Source organism: Rhodoferax sp. GW822-FHT02A01 (assembly GCF_038784515.1).
Classification (GTDB): domain Bacteria; phylum Pseudomonadota; class Gammaproteobacteria; order Burkholderiales; family Burkholderiaceae_C; genus Allorhodoferax.
In genome coordinates, this window is the sequence record NZ_CP152376.1 from 2,219,004 (window position 1) to 2,238,039 (window position 19,036).

At 61.0% G+C, this 19,036-nt stretch carries 18 protein-coding genes; 8 read left to right on the top strand and 10 right to left on the bottom strand.

What is annotated here, in order from left to right; translation table 11 throughout:
- Positions 1-17: 17 nt before the first annotated feature.
- Complete coding sequence (locus AAGF34_RS10380) at positions 18-203, bottom strand: hypothetical protein (RefSeq protein WP_342620523.1); 186 nt, start codon at positions 201-203, stop codon at positions 18-20.
- Positions 204-383: 180 nt separating this feature from the next.
- Between AAGF34_RS10380 and AAGF34_RS10385 the strand changes: the two genes are divergently transcribed.
- Together AAGF34_RS10385 and AAGF34_RS10390 are read left to right on the top strand one after the other, a co-directional pair.
- The gene (locus tag AAGF34_RS10385) at positions 384-704 is read left to right on the top strand and encodes a hypothetical protein (protein ID WP_342620524.1); all 321 of its coding nucleotides are present in this window, start codon (positions 384-386) and stop codon (positions 702-704) included.
- 113 nt (positions 705-817) lie between these two features.
- Positions 818-1,522: an SDR family oxidoreductase gene (locus tag AAGF34_RS10390; RefSeq protein WP_342620525.1), complete on the top strand. Its 705-nt coding sequence runs from the start codon at positions 818-820 to the stop codon at positions 1,520-1,522.
- A 31-nt stretch (positions 1,523-1,553) separates the two neighbouring features.
- Here AAGF34_RS10390 and AAGF34_RS10395 read toward each other — a convergent pair whose 3' ends face one another.
- Genes AAGF34_RS10395 through AAGF34_RS10405 form a run of 3 tightly spaced genes read right to left on the bottom strand, consistent with a single transcriptional unit; the run spans position 1,554 to position 4,938 of the window.
- Positions 1,554-2,744 (bottom strand): MFS transporter, encoded by a 1,191-nt coding sequence (locus tag AAGF34_RS10395; RefSeq protein WP_342620526.1) that lies wholly within the window; start codon positions 2,742-2,744, stop codon positions 1,554-1,556.
- 14 nt (positions 2,745-2,758) lie between these two features.
- Positions 2,759-3,373, bottom strand: a complete 615-nt coding sequence (locus AAGF34_RS10400) for a YdeI/OmpD-associated family protein (RefSeq protein ID WP_342620527.1) — start codon at positions 3,371-3,373, stop codon at positions 2,759-2,761.
- Positions 3,370-4,938, bottom strand: a complete 1,569-nt coding sequence (locus AAGF34_RS10405; RefSeq protein WP_342620528.1) for a methyl-accepting chemotaxis protein — start codon at positions 4,936-4,938, stop codon at positions 3,370-3,372. Before AAGF34_RS10405 ends, AAGF34_RS10400 begins: the two co-directional genes overlap by 4 nt.
- A gap of 332 nt (positions 4,939-5,270) precedes the next feature.
- Between AAGF34_RS10405 and AAGF34_RS10410 the strand changes: the two genes are divergently transcribed.
- From AAGF34_RS10410 to AAGF34_RS10420, 3 genes are read left to right on the top strand one after another with little or no spacing between them, the layout of a single operon-like run.
- On the top strand, positions 5,271-6,668 hold the full coding sequence (locus AAGF34_RS10410; protein ID WP_342620529.1) for a PAS domain-containing sensor histidine kinase: 1,398 nt from the start codon (positions 5,271-5,273) through the stop codon (positions 6,666-6,668).
- A gap of 6 nt (positions 6,669-6,674) precedes the next feature.
- A complete protein-coding gene (locus tag AAGF34_RS10415; protein ID WP_342620530.1) occupies positions 6,675-7,058 on the top strand; it encodes a response regulator in 384 nt (127 codons plus the stop codon).
- A 26-nt stretch (positions 7,059-7,084) separates the two neighbouring features.
- A complete protein-coding gene (locus tag AAGF34_RS10420) occupies positions 7,085-10,183 on the top strand; it encodes an EAL domain-containing protein (protein WP_342620531.1) in 3,099 nt (1,032 codons plus the stop codon).
- A 9-nt stretch (positions 10,184-10,192) separates the two neighbouring features.
- Here the strand turns inward: AAGF34_RS10420 and AAGF34_RS10425 are convergent, their stop codons facing one another.
- From AAGF34_RS10425 to AAGF34_RS10435, 3 genes are all read right to left on the bottom strand, one after another.
- Positions 10,193-10,765, bottom strand: a complete 573-nt coding sequence (locus AAGF34_RS10425; protein ID WP_342620532.1) for a lipid-binding SYLF domain-containing protein — start codon at positions 10,763-10,765, stop codon at positions 10,193-10,195.
- A 259-nt stretch (positions 10,766-11,024) separates the two neighbouring features.
- Positions 11,025-11,315 carry a hypothetical protein gene (locus AAGF34_RS10430; RefSeq protein ID WP_342620533.1) on the bottom strand — a complete coding sequence of 97 codons (291 nt, stop codon included), beginning with the start codon at positions 11,313-11,315 and terminating at the stop codon, positions 11,025-11,027.
- A gap of 168 nt (positions 11,316-11,483) precedes the next feature.
- Positions 11,484-12,410, bottom strand: a complete 927-nt coding sequence (locus AAGF34_RS10435) for a DMT family transporter (protein ID WP_342620534.1) — start codon at positions 12,408-12,410, stop codon at positions 11,484-11,486.
- A gap of 87 nt (positions 12,411-12,497) precedes the next feature.
- Here AAGF34_RS10435 and AAGF34_RS10440 point away from each other — a divergent pair, with 87 nt between their 5' ends.
- The 3 genes from AAGF34_RS10440 to AAGF34_RS10450 all read left to right on the top strand — a co-directional run bounded on the left by AAGF34_RS10440 (position 12,498) and on the right by AAGF34_RS10450 (position 14,766).
- Entirely contained in the window at positions 12,498-13,364 is an 867-nt protein-coding gene (locus AAGF34_RS10440) for a LysR family transcriptional regulator (RefSeq protein ID WP_342620535.1), read from the top strand.
- 42 nt (positions 13,365-13,406) lie between these two features.
- Positions 13,407-14,207 carry a 2-oxo-tetronate isomerase gene (gene otnI / locus AAGF34_RS10445; RefSeq protein ID WP_342620536.1) on the top strand — a complete coding sequence of 267 codons (801 nt, stop codon included), beginning with the start codon at positions 13,407-13,409 and terminating at the stop codon, positions 14,205-14,207.
- A gap of 193 nt (positions 14,208-14,400) precedes the next feature.
- Positions 14,401-14,766, top strand: a complete 366-nt coding sequence (locus tag AAGF34_RS10450; protein ID WP_342620537.1) for a hypothetical protein — start codon at positions 14,401-14,403, stop codon at positions 14,764-14,766.
- On the opposite strand, the gene kdpE is transcribed toward AAGF34_RS10450, so the two are convergent.
- From kdpE to kdpC, 3 genes are all read right to left on the bottom strand, one after another.
- On the bottom strand, positions 14,763-15,473 hold the full coding sequence (gene kdpE / locus AAGF34_RS10455) for a two-component system response regulator KdpE (RefSeq protein ID WP_342620538.1): 711 nt from the start codon (positions 15,471-15,473) through the stop codon (positions 14,763-14,765). The two genes, AAGF34_RS10450 and kdpE, sit on opposite strands and share 4 nt — an antisense overlap.
- A 19-nt stretch (positions 15,474-15,492) precedes the next feature.
- On the bottom strand, positions 15,493-18,255 hold the full coding sequence (locus tag AAGF34_RS10460; protein ID WP_342620539.1) for a DUF4118 domain-containing protein: 2,763 nt from the start codon (positions 18,253-18,255) through the stop codon (positions 15,493-15,495).
- Between the two features lie 203 nt (positions 18,256-18,458).
- Positions 18,459-19,028: a potassium-transporting ATPase subunit KdpC gene (kdpC, locus tag AAGF34_RS10465; RefSeq protein ID WP_342620540.1), complete on the bottom strand. Its 570-nt coding sequence runs from the start codon at positions 19,026-19,028 to the stop codon at positions 18,459-18,461.
- Positions 19,029-19,036: the final 8 nt, after the last annotated feature.

Consider the following 19,036-nt stretch of genomic DNA (forward strand, 5'->3'; position numbering starts at 1 on the left):
GGCGCAACGCGGCCGCCTCAATGCATGCGGCGCGCGTGCTCGTACTTCTGCACTTCTTCCATGGGAAACCGCAGAAACCCGTCCTCCCTGACGTATTTGGGTCCCAGCCCGACGGCACTGTACAAACCAATGAGCACCACGGATACGCCCCAACGTTCGGCCAGTTCTTCTTTTGACAACAGGTGCGGGCTCTTTGGTTTCATGGAGTTCTGCAGGCTTGGTGTGAACATGCTGCATTGTTCCCTGCACGGGGCACTTCAATCCACCGAAAAGGCCGGTTTATCCGAAGCTCATTCGCCACCCGCAAGGGCACCCAAAAGAATTGCGACAATAGAGGGCTGGTCGAAATTGTTTGGCCAGATAAACAAAAAGGAAATCTGAAAATGGCAACTGCGAAAAAAGTGGCTCCCAAGGCTGCAAAGACCACCAAGAAAGTAACCGCTCCCGCTAAGGCTGCTAAGCCCGTGGCCAAGAAGGCTGCAGCCCCTGTGGCGAAGAAGGCTCCCGTGTCCAAGGCCGCCAAAGCCATTGCCAAGCTGACCGAAAAGATCGTGAAGCTGACCGCCCGCAAGAACGCCCTGGGCGCAGAAATCAACGCGCTGAAAGATCAGCGTACCGCGTTGAAGGCACCTGCTGCCGCTGCACCCGCCGCCGCTCCCGTGGTGGCCAAGGCCAAGAAGGCTCCCGCCAAGAAGGCCAAGTAATTTGCCGCGGCCTTCGGGCCTCGCATCTTGAAAGCCCCTCTGCGAGGGGCTTTTTTTTTGCCTTTCTCGTTGCTGGCAGAATTTGCGCAACCATTCATCAACAGGAGTTATCCATGTCAAAAGAAAAAGTGGCCCTTATCACTGCAGGCGGCTCGGGCATGGGTGCCGCAGCGGCGCGACGCCTGGCGCAGGACGGCTACCACGTGGCTATTCTTTCCTCTTCGGGCAAGGGTGAGGCCCTGGCCATCGAGCTGGGCGGCATTGGTGTGACGGGCTCCAACCTGGTCCCTGACGACCTCAAGCGTCTGGTGGACCTGACCATGAACAAGTGGGGTCGCATCGATGCGCTGGTCAATTCCGCCGGCCACGGTCCGCGTGCGCCCATTCTGGACATATCTGACGAGGACTGGCACAAGGGCATGGAGGTCTATCTGTTGAGCGCAGTGCGCCCCGTCCGGCTGGTGACACCCATCATGGAAGCACAGGGCGGCGGTGCCATCGTCAACATCTCCACCGCCTGGGCGTTTGAGCCCGTGTCCAACTTTCCCACATCGGCGGTGTTCCGTGCCGGGTTGGCCAGCTTTACCAAGATATTCACCGACACCTACGCACCCAAGAACATCCGCATGAACAATGTGCTGCCCGGCTGGATCGACAGCCTGCCCGCCACCGAGGAGCGGCGCAGCGGCGTGCCCATGGGCCGCTATGGTCGTGCCGACGAAGTGGCCGCCACCATTGCCTTCCTGCTGTCCGAGGGCGCGGGCTACATCACGGGTCAGAACATCCGGGTGGATGGCGGTGTGACCCACGCGGTGTGAACGCGACGCGCCATCTGGCGCACGCCCAATGCTATTGGCGTGACCGGCCCATGAACAAGGCCAGCATACCCAGCGTGCCCATGGCAATCGCCATGGCGGTGATGACAAATGGCGCATTGGCGTGCCCTGCGAGCAGCCCCACAAACAGACCTGCAATGGGTTGTGTCAGATTGTTGAGCAGCACAATCAGCCCGGTGGTCTTGCCCAGGTCGGCTGCGGGAATGACGTGCAGCCGACGTGTGCGGATGTAGACGCTGAACATCTTGTCAAACCCCACAACCATCAAGAAGCCAATGGCATAGCCCCATGGCGTGTGGCAGAGCGCGGTAGCAAGGCCACCCAACCATATGCAGGCAAACGAGAGCCAGCCCAGGGTACGCAACGGCAAAGAGAGGCGAGCAATCAACAGCAGGATCACCACGGTGGTAACCGCCCCTGCCGTTTGCAGCAAGGCGTAGTCATTACCCGTCTGGTGAAACGCGCCCGTCACCATGGCGGCTGAGGTGGAAAGGGTCACGCCGACTACAAGATTCACCCCCGCGGCCAGAACAATGAGCGGCAATAGCCCCGGCAAATGCAAGACGTGAACCAGTGCCGTGCGATAGGGCTGCAGCCAGTGCATGCCTTGCAGCGGATGCGCCAGCGCGGGATCGTTCAACGTGACCGGGCTGGTTGCGCGCCATAGTTTCATGGCACCGTCGGCAGCCAGGAAGAGCAGCGCCGTGCCACCCAGCACCATCACCCATGACCACCGCTCAAGCGCCAGCGCCGCCAGCAGCGGTCCCAGCACCATGCCCAGTTGGTCTGCGATCTGCGCATGTGCCAGGACACGCTCGGTACGAAACCCCCGGAATACTTGCGGCAGCATGACCTCGCGCGCCATCAAGCCCTGGGTGGTCAGCACTCCGCATACGGCAGACACCACCACCAGCCAGGCCACATCCCCCGTCAACCCCGACGCCAGCGAACCCAATACACAGGTGACGGCGCGAAGCGTCTGGCTGATGCGCAGCAACCGGAACGGCGAAACCCGGTCACAGAGCGCGCCACATACCGGAAAGGAGAGGAACCGGGGCAAGGTCTCCACAAAGAATGCAACCCCCGACCACGCCACGCTCTGCGTGACCTGAAACACCACCAGAGGAACTACAAACAGCAGAACCTGATCGGCCAGTCGCGACAGGAAGAGTGATGCGTAAAACGCGGAGTGGTCCGTGCGCACAGCGGTGGGCTCGCTCAGTCCTTGTCCTTGGGCTTGACGACATGGATGGTCTCGCCGCGCGCGAGCATTTCCACGAGTTGGGCTATGCGCCTCGCACGTGTCTCAGTCTTCACGGCCGTTTGAATGCGCCACAGAATGGCGTAGCGGTTGGCCGCGTTGATCGTCGAGAAGAACGCCTTGGCCTTCGGTGCGGCGTCGAGCGCCGCCATCAGGTCATCAGGGACCACGGCCGTACGTGCGCCGTCGTACGCCTGCGCCCATCGGCCGTCGGCCTTTGCGGCCTCGGCCTGGGCAAGGCCCGGTGCCTGCATGCGCCCCGCCTTGATGAGCGCCTCCACCTTTTCGATATTGACCTTTGACCAGACGCTACGGGCGCGCCTGGGAGAGAAACGCTGGAGAAAGTACTGCTCGTCCAGGCCTTTCTTCTGACTGTCAATCCACCCCCAGCAGAGTGCAATTTCCACCGCTTCCAGGTAGGTGACGCTGGCACTGTCGGCGCCGCGCTTGGCGATCTTGAGCCACAGGCCAGGGGATGTGGCATGGTGCTGCTTCAACCAGGTTTCAAACGCCCGGGCGCTCTTGAACAGGGTTGGGGTATCGGCGGTTGTGTCAGTACGCGAGGCTGTCATGCAATCTGGATTGTGGCGTCTTGGAGTGAACCATGTGCCTGACCCAATTGGAATACCGCAACGGCTTGCACCAACTCATTGGCCTGGTGTTTCAGCGCACTTGTTGCGGCGGACATTTGTTCAACCAGTGCCGCATTTTGCTGTGTAACCTGATCCAGCTGAGATACCGCTTCCCCGACCTGCGCCACGCCCTGGGCCTGGTCTTTGCTGGCCACGTTGATCTGGCCAACGATGTCGGCCACATTTTGTATCGAGCCGACCACTTCCGTCATCGTGCTGCCTGCCTGATTGACCAAGGTGGTGCCTTGTGCGACCTGACTTACGCTATCGTTGATGAGTTGTTTGATTTCTTTTGCGGCATCTGCGCTGCGGCCCGCCAGTGTACGAACTTCGCTCGCCACCACGGCAAATCCTCGGCCATGTTCACCCGCCCGGGCCGCCTCGACAGCAGCATTCAGCGCCAGGATATTGGTTTGAAACGCAATGCCGTCTATGACGCTGATGATGTCTGAAATCTTGCGCGATGAGGCATCGATGTCCTTCATGGTCGATACCACTTTCAGCACCGCGTCCCCGCCTCTGTTGGCCACCGAAGATGCCTGACGCGCGCGCTCGTTGGCATCTTGTGCGCTTTGGGCATTCTGTCGCACGGTGCCGCCCAGATCATCCATGGATGCGCCAGCTTCTTCCAGTGCCGTGGCCTGACGCTCGGTCCGGTGGGACAAATCCAGATTGCCCTGCGCTATCTCGGTGCTGGCGTGGGCAACCATCTCGGCCCCTTGGCGTACGGAAAATACGGCCTGTGCCAGACTGTGTTGCATGGTTCGCAGGGCGTTCAGCATCTGCCCCAACTCATCTCCGCCACCTTTCGGGATGTGGTTGTCCAGCTTGCCGTCGGCCACATTCATCACGATCTGTGCGGCGTCCCCAATGCCCCGCGCTATGCGCGAGCTGATGGAATAGGCAATTGCCGCACCCAGAACAATCATCAACAAAACGAAGGTGGACGTGGAGGCAATGGCATTTCGATAGGTTGACGCAATGCCCTCATCTGTCGCGTTTGCAGCTTGCTGATTTACCTGGTCCAGATTCTTCAGCGCTTCTGCCAGTGCCAGAAAAGCTTTTGCTCCTTTGGTCAGTTGCGCCTGTGCAGCTTCGGCATCGTTGGAACGCGAGAATTCAAGGGCCTGGGTGCGGACGAAGCCTACCTTCTTCCACTCGGCCTTGAAGGCTTCCAAGGATTGCTTTTCCTCTTCCGTTTCCGCATGGCTGGCATAGGCCTTGAGGCTGTTGTCGAGTTCGGCGTCGAGTTTTGTCAGACTCTCCTCGATCTTCTTCTTCTTTTCGCCATCGGACTCCATCACGTGGCGCAATAGCTCCACGCGAATGTTCGACGTTGTAGCGTGAATATGCCCCACTTGCTCTATGGCAGGCAGGTGGGTCTGCGCAATGGTCTGGGCCTTGCGATGCACCATGCCCAGCTGGTAGACGCTGATCGCGCCCTGCAATAAACCCATGAGAAGGACCAACGAGAAGCCAATCAAAAGCTTCTTCCCAATTTTCATGTTTGTCGCCATCAGCAATGCTTTTCTTATATGTTGCGAGAGGTGCTTGTCCGTCCTCGGTGCGAGGGATGGTACGTTCTAAAGAAATAACACTCCAATCGAATTGCGGATGCAACTGATGTCAAAAAGCAGATAGGTGTGCGACTTTGATCAACCTCGCATCAACTGAATGCGAATGTCCCTACAGGCGGCATGGGCCGGTGTTTTGCCACCCGCTATTGGGCCTATAGTGAATCAAACTGCCTGGGAACTACATGGAGCCGAAAAGCACAGCGCTATCGTTCAGCGAATCGCCTGATGCGCTCATATTGCTGAGTGCGGATGGCCGGATCATGAACTGGAACTCCGGTGCGCAACTCATCTTTGGATTTGCCAGAGACGAAGCCTTGGACTTGCCGCTGCTGGACCTGGTGGTGCCACCCGATCACCGTGCCGAGCAGCAACAGCGCTTTGATGAAACCCTGGCCGGAAAAATCACCACGTTTGAGTCCGTGCGTAGACGCAAGGATGCATCCTTGCTTTATGTGGATGTCACCATGCAGTGCACCCGTTCGGCGCAAGGTGAACCATGCGTCGTTTCCGCCGAAAAGGATGTCACCAACATCAAGGTGATGCGTGATGCCAAGCTGATGGAAGCGCGCTTTCGCGATTTGCTGGAGTCCACGCCCGATGGCATCGTCATGGCCAATCCCACCGGCCACATCGTGATTGCCAATAGCCAGGCCGAGCGTCTGTTCGGCTATGCACCGGGGGAGTTGCGCGGTGTTTCAGTGGACCTGTTGCTGCCTCTGCGTTACCGCCATGCCCATGTGGGACACCGTTCCAATTATTTCCAGCAACCACGAACCCGTGCCATGGGCTCCGGGTTGGACCTCTCGGGCCTGCGCAAGGATGGCAGCGAATTCCCGATCGAAATCAGCCTGAGTCCGTTGCGCACCGAGGAAAGCGCGTTTGTGATGAGCGCCATCCGCGATATCAGTGAACGCAAGCGCTTTGAGAAGGCGCTGCAGGAAAAAAACCAGGAACTGGCCAGTGCCAACCAGGCAAAGGATCATTTCCTGGCAGGCATGAGTCATGAACTGCGCACCCCACTCAACGCCATCATCGGATTTACCGGCACCTTGCTGATGCAGTTGCCGGGCCCCTTGAACAAGGAGCAGGAAAGGCAGTTGCGCACCGTGCAGTCCAGCGGCCGGCACTTGCTGGCATTGATCAACGATTTGCTGGATGTCTCGAAGATCGCCGCCGGCAAGGTCGAACTGGCATTTGAAGCCGTTGATTGCAAGGACGTTCTGCACGAGGTTGAAGCGACGCTGAGGCCGCAGGCGTCGGACAAAGGACTGGCCTTTGAGCTGCGGATGCCGCAACAGTCGGTGGTGCTCAAGACCGATCGCCGTGCGCTGTGCCAGATCATTCTGAACCTGACGGGCAACGCCATCAAATTTACCGAATCCGGGTACGTGAGGCTCACCCTTGCGGCCCACTCGCCCCAAGGCAAGAACGTAGTGGAAATACGTGTCGAGGACAGTGGCGTGGGTATTTCCCCGGAAGACATGGATAAATTGTTTGGTGCCTTTACCCGCATCAATCCGGCCCGTGCCAATGCCCCGGAGGGCACCGGTCTGGGCCTGCACCTGAGTCAGAAACTGGCCGAGCTGCTGGGAGGCAAGATTTCGGCAGTCAGCCAAAGTGCCATCGGTAGCAGCTTCACCTTGAGTCTGCCAAGGTAGTCGGCCATGACAGCACGCATACTCATTGTTGAAGACAACGCCGCCAACCTGGAGCTGGTGCGCTATCTGCTGTCCTACCACGGTTACGCCGTCATGTCGGCCAGGGATGGTCCGCAAGGCGTGGCTGTGGCCTTGCAGGAGCGCCCCGATCTGATCCTGTGCGACCTGCAAATGCCCGGCTTTGACGGTTACCAGGTGTTGCAGGAATTGCGCGGCAAACTCACCGCCGTGATCGTTGCACTGACGGCCTTTTCCATGCCCAATGACCGTCAAAAGGTATTGACGGCAGGGTTTGATGGCTACATGTCCAAGCCAATAGACCCGGAAAAGTTCGTGCAGGAAGTGGAGCTTTACCTACCCGTTGCCCAGCGCGCGCGGGCAGGCAACTAGGGCCCGCGCGCCGTCTGCTTGTCGCCATGCCTGTCGTACTCATTGTTGATGACCAAACCGACAACCGTGACCTGGTGACCACCCTGGTCCGCTACGCCGGACACACCTCGCTGGAGGCAGCCAATGGTGGCGCGGCGCTGGAACTGGTGCGTCGGGAAAAGCCTGATCTGGTGATTTGCGATTTGCTGATGCCGGTGATGGACGGCTATGAATTTGTGCGGCAGCTGCGCGCACACGCCGACATCGCGCATACCCGGGTCGTCTTCTACACCGCCACCTACCTGGAGGAGGAGGCACGTGCGCTGGCCGCTGCCTGTGGGGTGAAGTATTTGCTGTTCAAGCCATGCGAGCCGGAACTGATTTTGAAAACCATAGAGCTGGCCTTGCAGCAACAGCCGTCGAACGCTGCGTTGCCCGATGAAGCGGGTTTTGACCGTGAGCATATGCGCCTGTTGACCGATAAGCTGGTCTTGAAGGTGGGCGAACTCGAAGCAGCCAATCAGCGCCTGCATATGGAGGTCATGGAGCGCCAACGCGCCAGTGAGCGGCTGCAGGAGAGCGAGCTGCGTTTTCGCCAGATTGCCGACAACATCCGCGAGGTGTTCTTTCTCACCGACCCCGAGGAGTCAAGGTACTACTACGTCAGCCCGGCCTATGCCGGCATCTACGGTTTGAGCTGCGAAAGCCTGTATGCCAACCCGCAGTCATGGCTGCAGGTCGTCCATGCGGATGACCTAGAGCGTGTGGTCCGGAAACTGGCCGCGGGTCGCGCTGACGGCACGGGCTATGAACTGGAATACCGCATCCTGTGGGCCGATGGTCAGCAGCGCCATATCCATTCCAGTGCCTTTCCCATTCGCAATGCAGCCGGAGCGGTTTACCGCTTTGCCGGCGTGGCCGAAGATGTCACTGAGCAGGTGCGTCTGCGCGTGGAGCTGCGTGCGCGTGAGACCGATTTACGCCGGGCCCAGTCCCTGGCCAAACTGGCCCACCTGGTTACGCGACCCGATGGGTCATTTGAGAGTTGGTCGGATTCCTTGCCCGCCCTTTTGGGCGTGGCGCCTGATCAAGTGGAGTCCAGTAGCCGGGCTTGGCTGGCTCGGGTGCATCCGGATGACCGCGCGCGATTTCGCGCCGTGTGCATTGAGGCCGCCAGAACCGATGCACCGGCCACTGTGGACTACCGCTTGCAAAGCGGAGGGGAAGGGTGGATTCACCTGCACCAGGAGCTGGAGCCCTTGCATAACGGCGCCAACACGCCGGGCAACCGGCGCTGGTTCAGTACGCTGCAGGACGTCACTGCGCAAAAGCTGTCCGAGCAAAAAATCCACAAGCTCAACCGCGTGTATGGAATGCTCAGCAGCATCAATTCACTGATCGTGCGGGCCACCAGTCGGGAGCAACTGCTGCGCGAGTCCTGCCAGGTGGCCGTGGAGAAAGGTCAGTACCAGCTGGCCTGGATTGGTTCTCTGGGGGAAGGGTCCAGCGAAGGCGAGGTGCAGGCCTGGTGCGGGGATGATGGCACGTATGTGCGGCTGATCCGCCTGACCACGGCGTTGGATGCCCCTTTCAGCAGTCGGCCTGCGAGCCGCGCCCTGCAAAGCCTCAAGCCCATTGTTTCCAATGATGTACGCGCAGACCCCACGCTGGCAGAACTGGTGGACACCATGCTCGCACGCGGTCTGCACTCGCAGGCCTGTTTTCCCTTGGTTATCGGCCACCAGCCGGTGGGCGTGCTGACATTGTGTTCGGCAGAATTGAATGCCTTTGACGCACAGGAAATTCAGCTGCTGGTGGAGTTGTCGGGCAATATTTCCTTCGCACTGGACCACATCCAGAAAGGTGAGCGGCTGAACTACATGGCCTACTTTGATGCTCTGACGGGTTTGCCCAACAGCGCCTCACTGACCGAACGGCTTGAACAGGGCATCGCCGCCAGTGCGGCTCAGCAGCGCAAACTGGCCCTGGTTTTGATGGACGTGGAACGCTTCAAGGCGGTCAACCAGGCCTACGGGCGCCAGGGTGGCGACGCATTGCTCAGGCAATTGGCCCAGCGCCTGTTGGCTTGCCCTGATACGCGTCTGCAAGCAGCGCGCATCAGTGCGGACCGCTTTGCACTGCTCCTGCAGGACATGGCCGACGTGGACGAGGTCGCAAGGTGGATGACCCAGCAGTACCGCGACTGGTTTGACACACCCTTTGTCATACAAGGCCAGGTCTTGCATGTATCGGCCAAGATGGGCGTTGCCATCTATCCCACGGACGGCTCGGACGCTGAAACGCTGTACCGCAATACCGAGGCGGTCCTGAAGAAGGCCAAAAGCAGCAACGAGCGCGTGCTCTTTTACGATGTGCGCATGGCCGAGGCGGTAAGTGAGCGACTGGCGCTCGAAGGCAAGCTGCGTCTGGCTCTGAAGCGCGATGAGTTTGTGCTGCACTACCAGGCAAAGGTGGATGTGGATACCCGGCGTCTGGAAGGAGTGGAAGCCCTGATCCGCTGGAACAGCCCGGAATTGGGCCTGGTGCAGCCATCGCGATTCATTCCTTTGCTGGAAGAAAGCGGTCTGATCGTGGAGGTCGGCCTTTGGGCCTTGCGCCGTGCGGCGCAGGACCATGCGCGCTGGCGGGCACAGGGTCTGGTCGCCCCACGCATTGCGGTCAATGTTTCTGCTGTGCAACTGCGCGAGGCCGATTTTGTCAGCCGCGTGACCAAGCTGCTGGGTGAGCAGGTCGCACCGCAGGGCATCGATATCGAGTTGACGGAAAGTCTGCTGATGGAGGACGTCGAGAGCAATATCGAGAAGCTCAACGCCCTTCGCAGTTACGGCGTGCGGCTCTCCATTGACGACTTTGGCACCGGCTATTCATCCATGGCCTATCTGTCCAAACTTCCGGCAGAGATTCTCAAAATCGATCGCGCCTTCATACTCACCATGCTGGACGATCCCGACACTATGACACTGGTATCCACCATGATTTCCATGGCGCATTCGCTGCGCATGAAGGTGGTTGCCGAAGGCGTGGAAACCGAAGAGCAGGCCAAGATCCTGCGCCTGCTGCGCTGCGACCAGATGCAGGGCTTCCTGATCGGCCGGCCGGTTCCGTTTGAGGAGTTACGGCCTTGAGCCTACCGGTTACTTCTTTTGTATCCGGGTGATCTTGGTACCTTCGATACTCAGACTGGCCATGAGCCCCTGCTGGTCAAAGATGTAGGCATAGGCATCGTCCTTGATGGTGGAGCTGGAGATGTTCTTGGCCACTCCTTCGTTCACAACCACTACGCTGGGGCCGACACCGATCTCCCAGCCATTGGTCTTGTCGAGGTAATTCACGGCTTTGTCATTCATCAGGAAGACCACATAGCCATAGGATTCGGCCCCCGCCTGCCATCCCCAGGAGGCAGACACCGAGTTGTAGTATCCGTAAAACTTGCCTTCACGCGTCATCACGCCTTCACCGTAGCTGCCGCCAAACACCAGGCCCGCCTTGATGATTTTGGGAAACACCAGTACCGCGTGGGCACCCTTGGCCAATCGCTGCGCTTCCGGGTGGGCGCTGTACAACGCGTTGAGTGCCCGCTGCGCTTCGGCATTCAGGTCTTCCCCGGTTTCCGCCAGTGCCGGAAGCCCCACCGCTCCAAGAAGAAGAGACGATGCGGTAACGACCATGATGCGGTGGAAATTGCGGCGTGTAGATGGAGTCTGCATTGCGAAGTCCTTATAGGTGAACGCATATCGCCAACAAGGTCAGGTGCACAACCATGTTGCAACCTGATCGGCGTGACCGCGCATAGGCGAGCACTGGTTGTTGGCAGGGTCCGATGGCACGGATGCCATCACGAAGTGGTCATTTTTTTCCAGATGAAAAACCGACGGGGTAACAGGTCGTAAATTTCTGGAACAGGCACCCAGGGTTTACCCATGCAGGCATGGAAATGGCATGGCAGGGGCCGAATGCGCCGGGGGCTTACGGTACAGAGAGCCAGCAGACTTTGTTGCTGTCTTTCGTGAGCGAACACTGCCCAAATTCGTCATCGCAATCGCTGTGACCCATCTCCTGCGATTTGCACAACGCACACATGGCGTTTTGCAACTGGGTGACTTTGAAGGCGTCGAGATTGAAGCCTCTCTCGACGTCTCTTGCCTCATGGTAAAGACGGGCCACCTTGGCTTGAAGCACGGGATCTTCGGTCAGCTCCGCATGGCGTCCGGCCGCGTCTGCTATCGCGCTGGCTCTCTTTCGCACCCAGATTGACATGGTATTGAATCCTCCTTGCCGCAGTATGGAGATCGCTACGCAAGATGGATATCCCCCAAGTGGGTGAATTTGCAGTGCTTGTCGGTAACAACAGCGCACTTTTTTGCTCGGGAGCGACAAGTTCCTGCGGTACCAGGCAAGTGACCCGGGCAATGCTCTTACATCCGGTTACCTCTTGGCCGCCGGCTTGCGAATCGTCCACACGGCCAGACCCATCAGCGTCACACCTGCGATCTGCACCAGACTCAGTGTGGTGCCGTAAATGCCCCAGTCGAACAGCACGGCGGCCAGGGGGTAGACGAACTGCAGCACAGCGATCTGACCCAGGGTGAGGCGGGCCATGCCAGCGAAGAGAATGACGTAGGCAAGGCCGGTGTGGATGGCGCCCAGGCCGGCCAGCCAGGCCCAGGCAGAGACCTGCTGTGGCCAGCCGAATACAAACGGCGCCCAGGCCAGCACCACGCAGCCCACGGCGCATTGCCAGAAGGCCAGGGTGAAGGGGCTGATGGCCTGTTTGGACTTGGCCAGCAAGGTGACGCCGGCATAGCTCAGCGAGCCGCCCATGCAGAGCAGCAAACCCGTCACGTAAGCGCTGTCAGCTGCGTGCTGCGGCGCGTTGCTGTCCAGCAGGCCAGTGGTCAACGCCAGTCCGAGCAAGGCTACGGGCGTGGCAATCCACTGCGCTCTGGAGACGCGCTCGCGCAGCACGATGGCGCTGAAGACGATGACCCAAATGGGCTGGATGTGGAACACCACCGTAGCCACCGCAATGGAGGTGCGCGGGATGGCGGCGAAGAACATGGCCCAGTTCAGGATCATCAGGCAGCCGGTGGCGCAGGCCACTGCCAGCGCCTTGCCGCTCAGGCGCAAGTCCTTCAGCGTGTGGTTGGCCGCACTCCAGGCCAGCAGGGCCAGTGCACCAAAAGCGCAGCGAAACCACACCGTCACCAGCGGATGCTGTGCCGCTTCCTGCACGAAGACACCGATGGTGCCCAGCAGCGCACCACCTGCCACCATCAGCCACACGCCCCGTTTTTCGTTTGCCGCGGCGGTGTTGGACGCGGGGGCGGCGGCAGGCAGGGTCTTGGTTTGCATGGCCGGATGTTCAGCCAAGTGCCATGCGCTGTAAAGTGCATAGTTCGAACACATATCATTCGATTTTCGAATGGATGGAGGAGTGCTGTGGTTTATCCGGACTTTCAGATCGACTGGATGCGTGCATTCGTGGCGGTGGTGGACGCTGGATCGCTGTCTGCAGCCGCACCGTTGCTGCACCGCTCGCAGTCGGCGGTGAGCATGCAGATCAAGAAACTGGAGAACGCGCTGGGCCGGCCGGTGCTCTCACGCGGGCCACGCCATCTGCAACTGACCGCTGCCGGCGAGGAGTTGCTGTCCTACGCCCGCAGGATGCTGGAGTTGCAGGCCGAGACACAGGCCGTGCTGTTCGGTCCGCCGTTGGAAGGGCGGGTGCGCCTGGGGGTGCCGGATGACTACGCCTCAAGCTATCTCACGCCGGTGTTGCGCAGCTTTGCCGGGCGCCATCAAGGTGTGGAGATCGAGTTGACCTGCGAGCAATCCACTTCCCTCATCCCCAAGGTGACGCGTGGCGACCTGGACCTAGCGCTGGTTTCGCGTGACAAGCCGCAGCGCGGCAGCTTCCTGTTTCATGAGCCGCTGGTGTGGGTGGGTTCGCCCCAGTTTGAGGTCTGGCGCAAAGACCCCTTGCCCATCGCCGTGTACGAATCCGGCAGCATGGCCCGCATCGAAACCCTGGCGGCACTGGGCGCAAAGCGGCGCTCCTACCGCGTGGTCTATCACAGCTCCAGTCTGGCCGGGCAGGTAGCCGCGGTGGAGAGTGGCCTGGCGGTTGCGGTGCTGACCCGTTGCAGTGTGCCGGCGCACCTGCAGGTGTTGCAGAGCCTGCCCAAGGAGTACGAGTTGCCCGGACTGGCTACCATGGAGGTGGCGGTGTTGCGCAGCAAGGTGTCCAAGCGCTCGCGCGCGGTGGACGCCATGTATGAGCAATTCAGCCAGACCCTGGGCACTTGAGCAACCCACGAACGCAACCCGTTATTGACACTGCAACCCACCATGCCACGCTTCGCCGCCAACCTCTCCCTGCTCTACAACGAATTTGCCTTTTTGGACCGTTTTGCGGCTGCGGCCAGGGACGGCTTCTCGGCCGTGGAGTTCCTGTTTCCCTATGACTTCGAGCCCAGTGCACTGGCGCAGGCCTTGCAGGACAATCAATTGCAGCAAGTCCTATTCAATGCGCCACCGGGTGATTGGAGTGCCGGTGAGCGGGGCATTGCGTGCCTGCCGGGGCGAGAGGCAGAGTTCAGAAGCGGCTTTCTGCGCGCACTGGAATATGCCCAGGCACTGCAGTGCCCCCGCATCCACGTCATGGCGGGACTGGCGCCGGCGGGCGTGGAGCCTGCGGCACTCAAGGACACATTCCTTGCGAATCTGCACTGGGCCTGCGAAGCCGCCGCCGCGGGGCCGGACGTCCTGATCGAGCCCATCAACACCCGTGACTTTCCCGGCTACTACCTGAACCGTCAGGACGCTGCGCATGCCATCGTGCAGGAAGTGGGCGCTGACAATCTCAAGGTGCAGTTCGACCTCTACCACTGCCAGATTGTGGAAGGGGACGTGGCAAGCAAAATCCGCCACTATCTACCCACCGGGCGTGTCGGCCACATCCAGATTGCGGGCGTGCCCGAGCGCCACGAACCATCGGTGGGCGAGCTGAATTACCCCTATCTTTTTGAGGTGATTGACCAGGTGAGCGCCACCTGTGGCTGGAGCGGCTGGGTCGGCTGCGAATACCGGCCCGCACGAGGCGCTGTGGCAGGTGCAACCTCACAGGGACTGGGCTGGCTGCCGCGATAAGGGGGATGCAGAAGCGGGCTGCATACACTTCTTTACCTTCTTCACACGCCACTAACAATTTGGATGCCCGCCATTCATCCAGGACTGCTTAAATTGGTTTTCACCAATACGAGGAATTCTTCCTCAATGGAGCAAAGTACATATGGCAAGTCAATTCACCTTCGTTCGTCAATGGACATCCCCCAGGTTGCGAATGGAAGTCGTGCTCGGTAGCCACACCATCAAGGCGTTTGTAACCGCACCCAAGGAGTTCAATGTGCTGGGCATTGTGCGTTTGGGCATGGAGTTTGGATTGCTGGGATTGACGGACGAAGGTAACTATGTCCGTATCAATGGTTCCAACGTCCAGACGTTGAACAACAATGAGGTGGAGGCTGCCATCGACCGGGCCACCACTTACGGCAGGGGCGAGCCCTTTGCTGCAAGGCGTCCTGCGGACGCTCCAAAGACCGCGCACGTGCCGGTTGTCACTGCGCGCAAGTGCCGCAAGATCGATCCGCTGCTGACCAACGCCAGCACCTGGTCGCGGCCGCACGCCGCGCGGCGCACCACCGTTTAGCGCACCAGTCGGTAACCCACCGCGGTCTCGGTCAGCAAATGCTCGGGCTGGGTCGGATCGGGCTCCAGTTTTTGCCGCAGATGACCCATGTAGATGCGCAGGTAGTGGCTCTGCTCCGTGTGTGACGGCCCCCAGACCTCTTTGAGCAGCTGGCGGTGTGTCATTACCCGTCCTGCGTTGGCGATGAGCACCATCAGCAACCGGTATTCAATCGGCGTGAGATGGACCTCCTCACCGGCGCGGCGCACGATGCGTGCTTGCCGGTCCACCTCCACGTCGCCAAAGGCAAAGATCGGGACTTCGTCGCCCGTGCCTTGTTGCGCAGAGTCTTCGGGCCCTACACGTGTGCGGCGCAGGTTGGCGCGCACACGGGCCAGCAACTCACCCACACCAAAAGGCTTGGTGAGGTAGTCGTCTGCACCGGCATCCAGCGCTGCGATCTTGTCGGACTCGTCGGCGCGCGCAGAGAGCACGACGATGGGCACGTTCGACCAGGCACGCACGTCGCGGATCAGGTCCAGTCCATCGCCATCGGGCAGACCCAGATCGACCACCAGAAGATCAGGCTTGCGCGTTCCCGCATCAAGCAGGCCACGCCGCGCGGTGTCGGCCTCATGCACCTGCCAGCCTTCAGCCTCCAAAGCCAGGCGCACAAAACGGCGTATCTGCGGCTCGTCTTCAATCAGGATGGCTACCGGGGCGGACATGGGGGTATGGGCTTGCGGGTTAAATTTCTTCCACCGTCTCCATGGGCGGAGGTTCGGTGCGTGGCAGGCTGATTGTGAACGCTGCACCCCCTCCGCTGGCCTGGCTGACGCTGATTTTTCCCTTGTGCGCTTCGGCAATGGCCTTGCAGATGGCCAGGCCCAGGCCGACACCGCGAGTGCTGGACTCGCTCTGGCCGCGCGTGAATTTCTCGAACAGCACATGTTCCTGCCCCTTGCTCGACGCGGGCAGGCCGGGGCCGTAATCTCGCACAGTGAGCTCCAGGCTGTTGGCCGTGGTACGGGCCGATACCCGTACGGCAGGCGTGTGCCCCTCCGGTGGGATGCCGTATTTGGCTGCGTTTTCCAGAAGGTTGACCAGGGCCCGCTCCACCAACGCCGCGTCGAACTCCACCAGCGGCAGGTCGGTGGGCACATCGGTTTGCACGCTCAGTCCGGCCAGTGCGTGGCGCGCAGCCCGTATGGCACTGCCCACCACTTCCTCCACCGACTGCCAGTCGCGGCGCAATTGCACCTGCCCGCTCTCCAGACGGGCCATATCCAGCAGGTTGCCCACCAGCGCGCTGAGTTCGCGTGCCTCATTGCCCATGGCCTGCACCATGCTGTGCTGTTCGGTTGTGAGCGAGCCCATCTGTTCCAGCGTCTGCGCCTGCCCGATCAGGGCCGTGAGCGGTGTGCGCACGTCGTGGGACATGGCTGCCAGCAGCGTGTTGCGCAGGCGCTCGGACTCCATCTGCACCACCGCCTGCTGCGCCACCTCCACATAGTGCACACGCTCCAGTGCAATGGCAATCTGGCGCGCCAGGGTCTCGAGCTGCTGCACCTGCTCAGGGATCAGCAGCCATCGCCCCTGTGCCGGTTGCACTGCCATTACGCCGCGTATGCGCATGGGCGCCTGCAGGGGCACGTAATGCCAGGGGTTGGAGGGCAGGGTGGCCGTGGCCATACCCGCCCGCTGTCCATTACGAAAGCACCAGTCGGCAATGCTGGCATCCATGCCCTGCGGCAAATGGGAACCCAGCTCCAGTTGGTCCTCGGCATTGGCAATGAAGACCTTGGCCTGCCCGCCAAAGGTGCGGGTCACCGCGGCCTCGCCCAGCTCCACCACCTGCACCGTCTGCAGCGCCGCAGACAGGTCGCGCGTCAACTCGAACAGGGCATGGGCGCGACGCTCCCGGCTGGCCGAAACGCTGGCGGCAAAACGCAGATTGGCAGTGAGCTGGCCAATCAGCAGACCCACACCCAGCATCACACCAAAGGTCACCAGGTATTGCACATCGGTGACTGCAAACGACAGGCGCGGCGGTACAAAGAAGAAGTCGAATGCTGCAACCGACAGCACCGCAGCCAGCATCGCCGGGCCGCGCCCCAGGCGCACTGCCACCAGCACCACGCACAGCAGGAACAGCATGACGATGTTGGCCAGATCGAACAGTGCCAGCATGGGCAGCGTGAGCACCGTGGTGGCCACACAGGCCACCAGTGCCCAGGCATAGCGCTGCCAACGGGTGTGCTGACCAGAGGCTTGCGTATTTTCATCGCTGTTGGCGGGAACCGCAGGCGCTATGCGCCGTACGGCCTCGGTGGACCCCACTTCGACAATGTCCAGCTCCGTGGCCAGGCTGGCCAGGCGCTGCATCAGGCGTGGGCGCAGCATATGCCTCCACGCGCTCCAGCGCGACGGCGCGGGCCGCCCCAGGACCACGGTGGCGCAATTGAGCATGCGCGCCTGCTCCATCAGCGTGCGGGCGACGTCGTTGCCGGTCAGCACCACGGTCTCGCCACCCAGCTCTTCGGCGAGCTTGAGCACCGTGAGCACGCGGTCACGCGCCACGGCGGGCAAGCGTTGCAATGCCGGCGTTTCCACATACACCGCGTGCCAGCGCACATTGAGCTGGCCTGCCAGGCGCGCCGCACTGCGCACCGCATGCTCGGCACCTTCGCCCGGGCTGACGCAGACCAGCAAGGCGCCCGAGGTATTCCAGGCACCGGAGTTCCTGTCCTGTCCCTGGCTGGCGATGCGGTGCTGGCGCGCACGGTAGCTGCGCACGTCGTCGCCCACATGTTCGGCGGTGCGGCGCAGCGCAATCTCGCGCAGGGCAAACAGATTGCCTTTGCGAAAGAAGTTTTGTGTGGCCCGCTCGGCCTGATGCGGCACATACACCTTGCCGGCCTTGAGCCGCGCCAGCAACTCATCGGCGGTGACATCCACCAGGATCAGTTCATCGGCATCATCGAGCACGGTGTCGGGCACGGTTTCGTTGATGCGGATACCGGTGATGGCGCCCACGGTGCCGTTGAGGCTTTCCAGATGCTGCACGTTCAGCGCGGTCCAGACGTCGATGCCCACGCCCAACAGCTCCTGCACATCCTGCCAGCGTTTGGGGTGGCGCGATCCCGGCGCATTGCTGTGGGCCAGTTCGTCGAGCAGCAGTATTTCGGGCTTGGCCTGCAGCGCGGCGTCAATGTCGAACTCTTGCAGCACCTGTCCGCGGTAGGCGATCTGCTGGAGCGGCAGTTGCTCCAGGCCGGCCAGCAGTTCATCGGTTTCGCGGCGGCCGTGGGTTTCCACCAAGCCGATCAGCACGTTCTTGCCTGCCGCCTTGGCACGTTGTGCGGCCTGCAGCATGGCGTAGGTCTTGCCCACACCGGCGCTGGCACCGAAGTAGATGCGTAGCTTGCCGCGGGTGACTTCCTGCGCCTGCTCGCGCAGTTGGGCGAGCAGGGCGTCGGGGTCGGGGCGGGTGTCGGAATGCGAGGCCATGGGGGCTTTGGGGAGCTTGGGCAAATACGGTTGTTTTTGTGGTTCGATTATTGAGCGTTTATTGCAGGTTGCGTCGGACTCAGGCCGACTTGGTACTCAGTTCCGTTCGTGTCCCCCGGCCTTCGGCCTCCTCCTTTACCTCACTGCACTGAGCACCAAGCCGCCCTGAGTCATCCACCATGGCTTGCACGCGAAAGAACCAGTCACATGGCATCCAACGCCAGGTTCAACCGCAGCACATTCACACCCGGCTCACCCATCAGCCCCAGCAAAGGACGCTCGGTGTTCTGCGCAACCAGCGCCTCCACCTTGACAGCGTCCAGCTTGCGCGCAGCAGCCACGCGCTTCACCTGGTACAGGGCTGCTGCCACGCTGATATGCGGGTCCAGACCACTGGCTGACGCGGTGACCAGATCCACCGGTACGCTGGCCGTGTTGCCGGGGTCGGCGTCATGCAGGGCCTGCACGCGGCCTTTGACTGCGTCCACCAGTGCGGGGTTGAGAGGGCCCTGGTTGGAGCCACTCGACGCCAGTGCATTGTTGGGCTGTGGGCCGGTGGCGGAGGGGCGGCCCCAGAAGTGACCGGGGTCGGAAAAGTTCTGGCCGATCAACAGCGAACCGACCGGCTTGCCGTCTTTGAGGACGAGGCTGCCCGCAGCCTGTGCCGGGTACAGCGCCTGCCCGAGGGCGGTGACTGCCAGCGGGTAGAGCAGGCCGGTCAGCACGGACAGCAACAGGAACAGAGCCAACAAGGGGCGAAATGTGTTTTTCATGTGAGTGA

Bases quoted from the DNA above. Each gene is read 5' to 3' on its own strand.
- AAGF34_RS10385 (WP_342620524.1), top strand. From the start codon at position 384: ATGGCAACTGCGAAAAAAGTGGCTCCCAAGGCTGCAAAGACCACCAAG.
- AAGF34_RS10425 (WP_342620532.1), bottom strand. From the start codon at position 10,765: ATGCAGACTCCATCTACACGCCGCAATTTCCACCGCATCATGGTCGTT.
- AAGF34_RS10415 (WP_342620530.1), top strand. From the start codon at position 6,675: ATGACAGCACGCATACTCATTGTTGAAGACAACGCCGCCAACCTGGAG.
- AAGF34_RS10380 (WP_342620523.1), bottom strand. From the start codon at position 203: ATGAAACCAAAGAGCCCGCACCTGTTGTCAAAAGAAGAACTGGCCGAA.
- AAGF34_RS10460 (WP_342620539.1), bottom strand. From the start codon at position 18,255: ATGGCCTCGCATTCCGACACCCGCCCCGACCCCGACGCCCTGCTCGCC.
- kdpE (WP_342620538.1), bottom strand. From the start codon at position 15,473: ATGTCCGCCCCGGTAGCCATCCTGATTGAAGACGAGCCGCAGATACGC.
- AAGF34_RS10435 (WP_342620534.1), bottom strand. From the start codon at position 12,410: ATGCAAACCAAGACCCTGCCTGCCGCCGCCCCCGCGTCCAACACCGCC.
- AAGF34_RS10450 (WP_342620537.1), top strand. From the start codon at position 14,401: ATGGAAGTCGTGCTCGGTAGCCACACCATCAAGGCGTTTGTAACCGCA.
- AAGF34_RS10400 (WP_342620527.1), bottom strand. From the start codon at position 3,373: ATGACAGCCTCGCGTACTGACACAACCGCCGATACCCCAACCCTGTTC.
- kdpC (WP_342620540.1), bottom strand. From the start codon at position 19,028: ATGAAAAACACATTTCGCCCCTTGTTGGCTCTGTTCCTGTTGCTGTCC.
- AAGF34_RS10405 (WP_342620528.1), bottom strand. From the start codon at position 4,938: ATGAAAATTGGGAAGAAGCTTTTGATTGGCTTCTCGTTGGTCCTTCTC.
- otnI (WP_342620536.1), top strand. From the start codon at position 13,407: ATGCCACGCTTCGCCGCCAACCTCTCCCTGCTCTACAACGAATTTGCC.
- AAGF34_RS10420 (WP_342620531.1), top strand. From the start codon at position 7,085: ATGCCTGTCGTACTCATTGTTGATGACCAAACCGACAACCGTGACCTG.
- AAGF34_RS10430 (WP_342620533.1), bottom strand. From the start codon at position 11,315: ATGTCAATCTGGGTGCGAAAGAGAGCCAGCGCGATAGCAGACGCGGCC.
- AAGF34_RS10390 (WP_342620525.1), top strand. From the start codon at position 818: ATGTCAAAAGAAAAAGTGGCCCTTATCACTGCAGGCGGCTCGGGCATG.
- AAGF34_RS10410 (WP_342620529.1), top strand. From the start codon at position 5,271: ATGAACTGGAACTCCGGTGCGCAACTCATCTTTGGATTTGCCAGAGAC.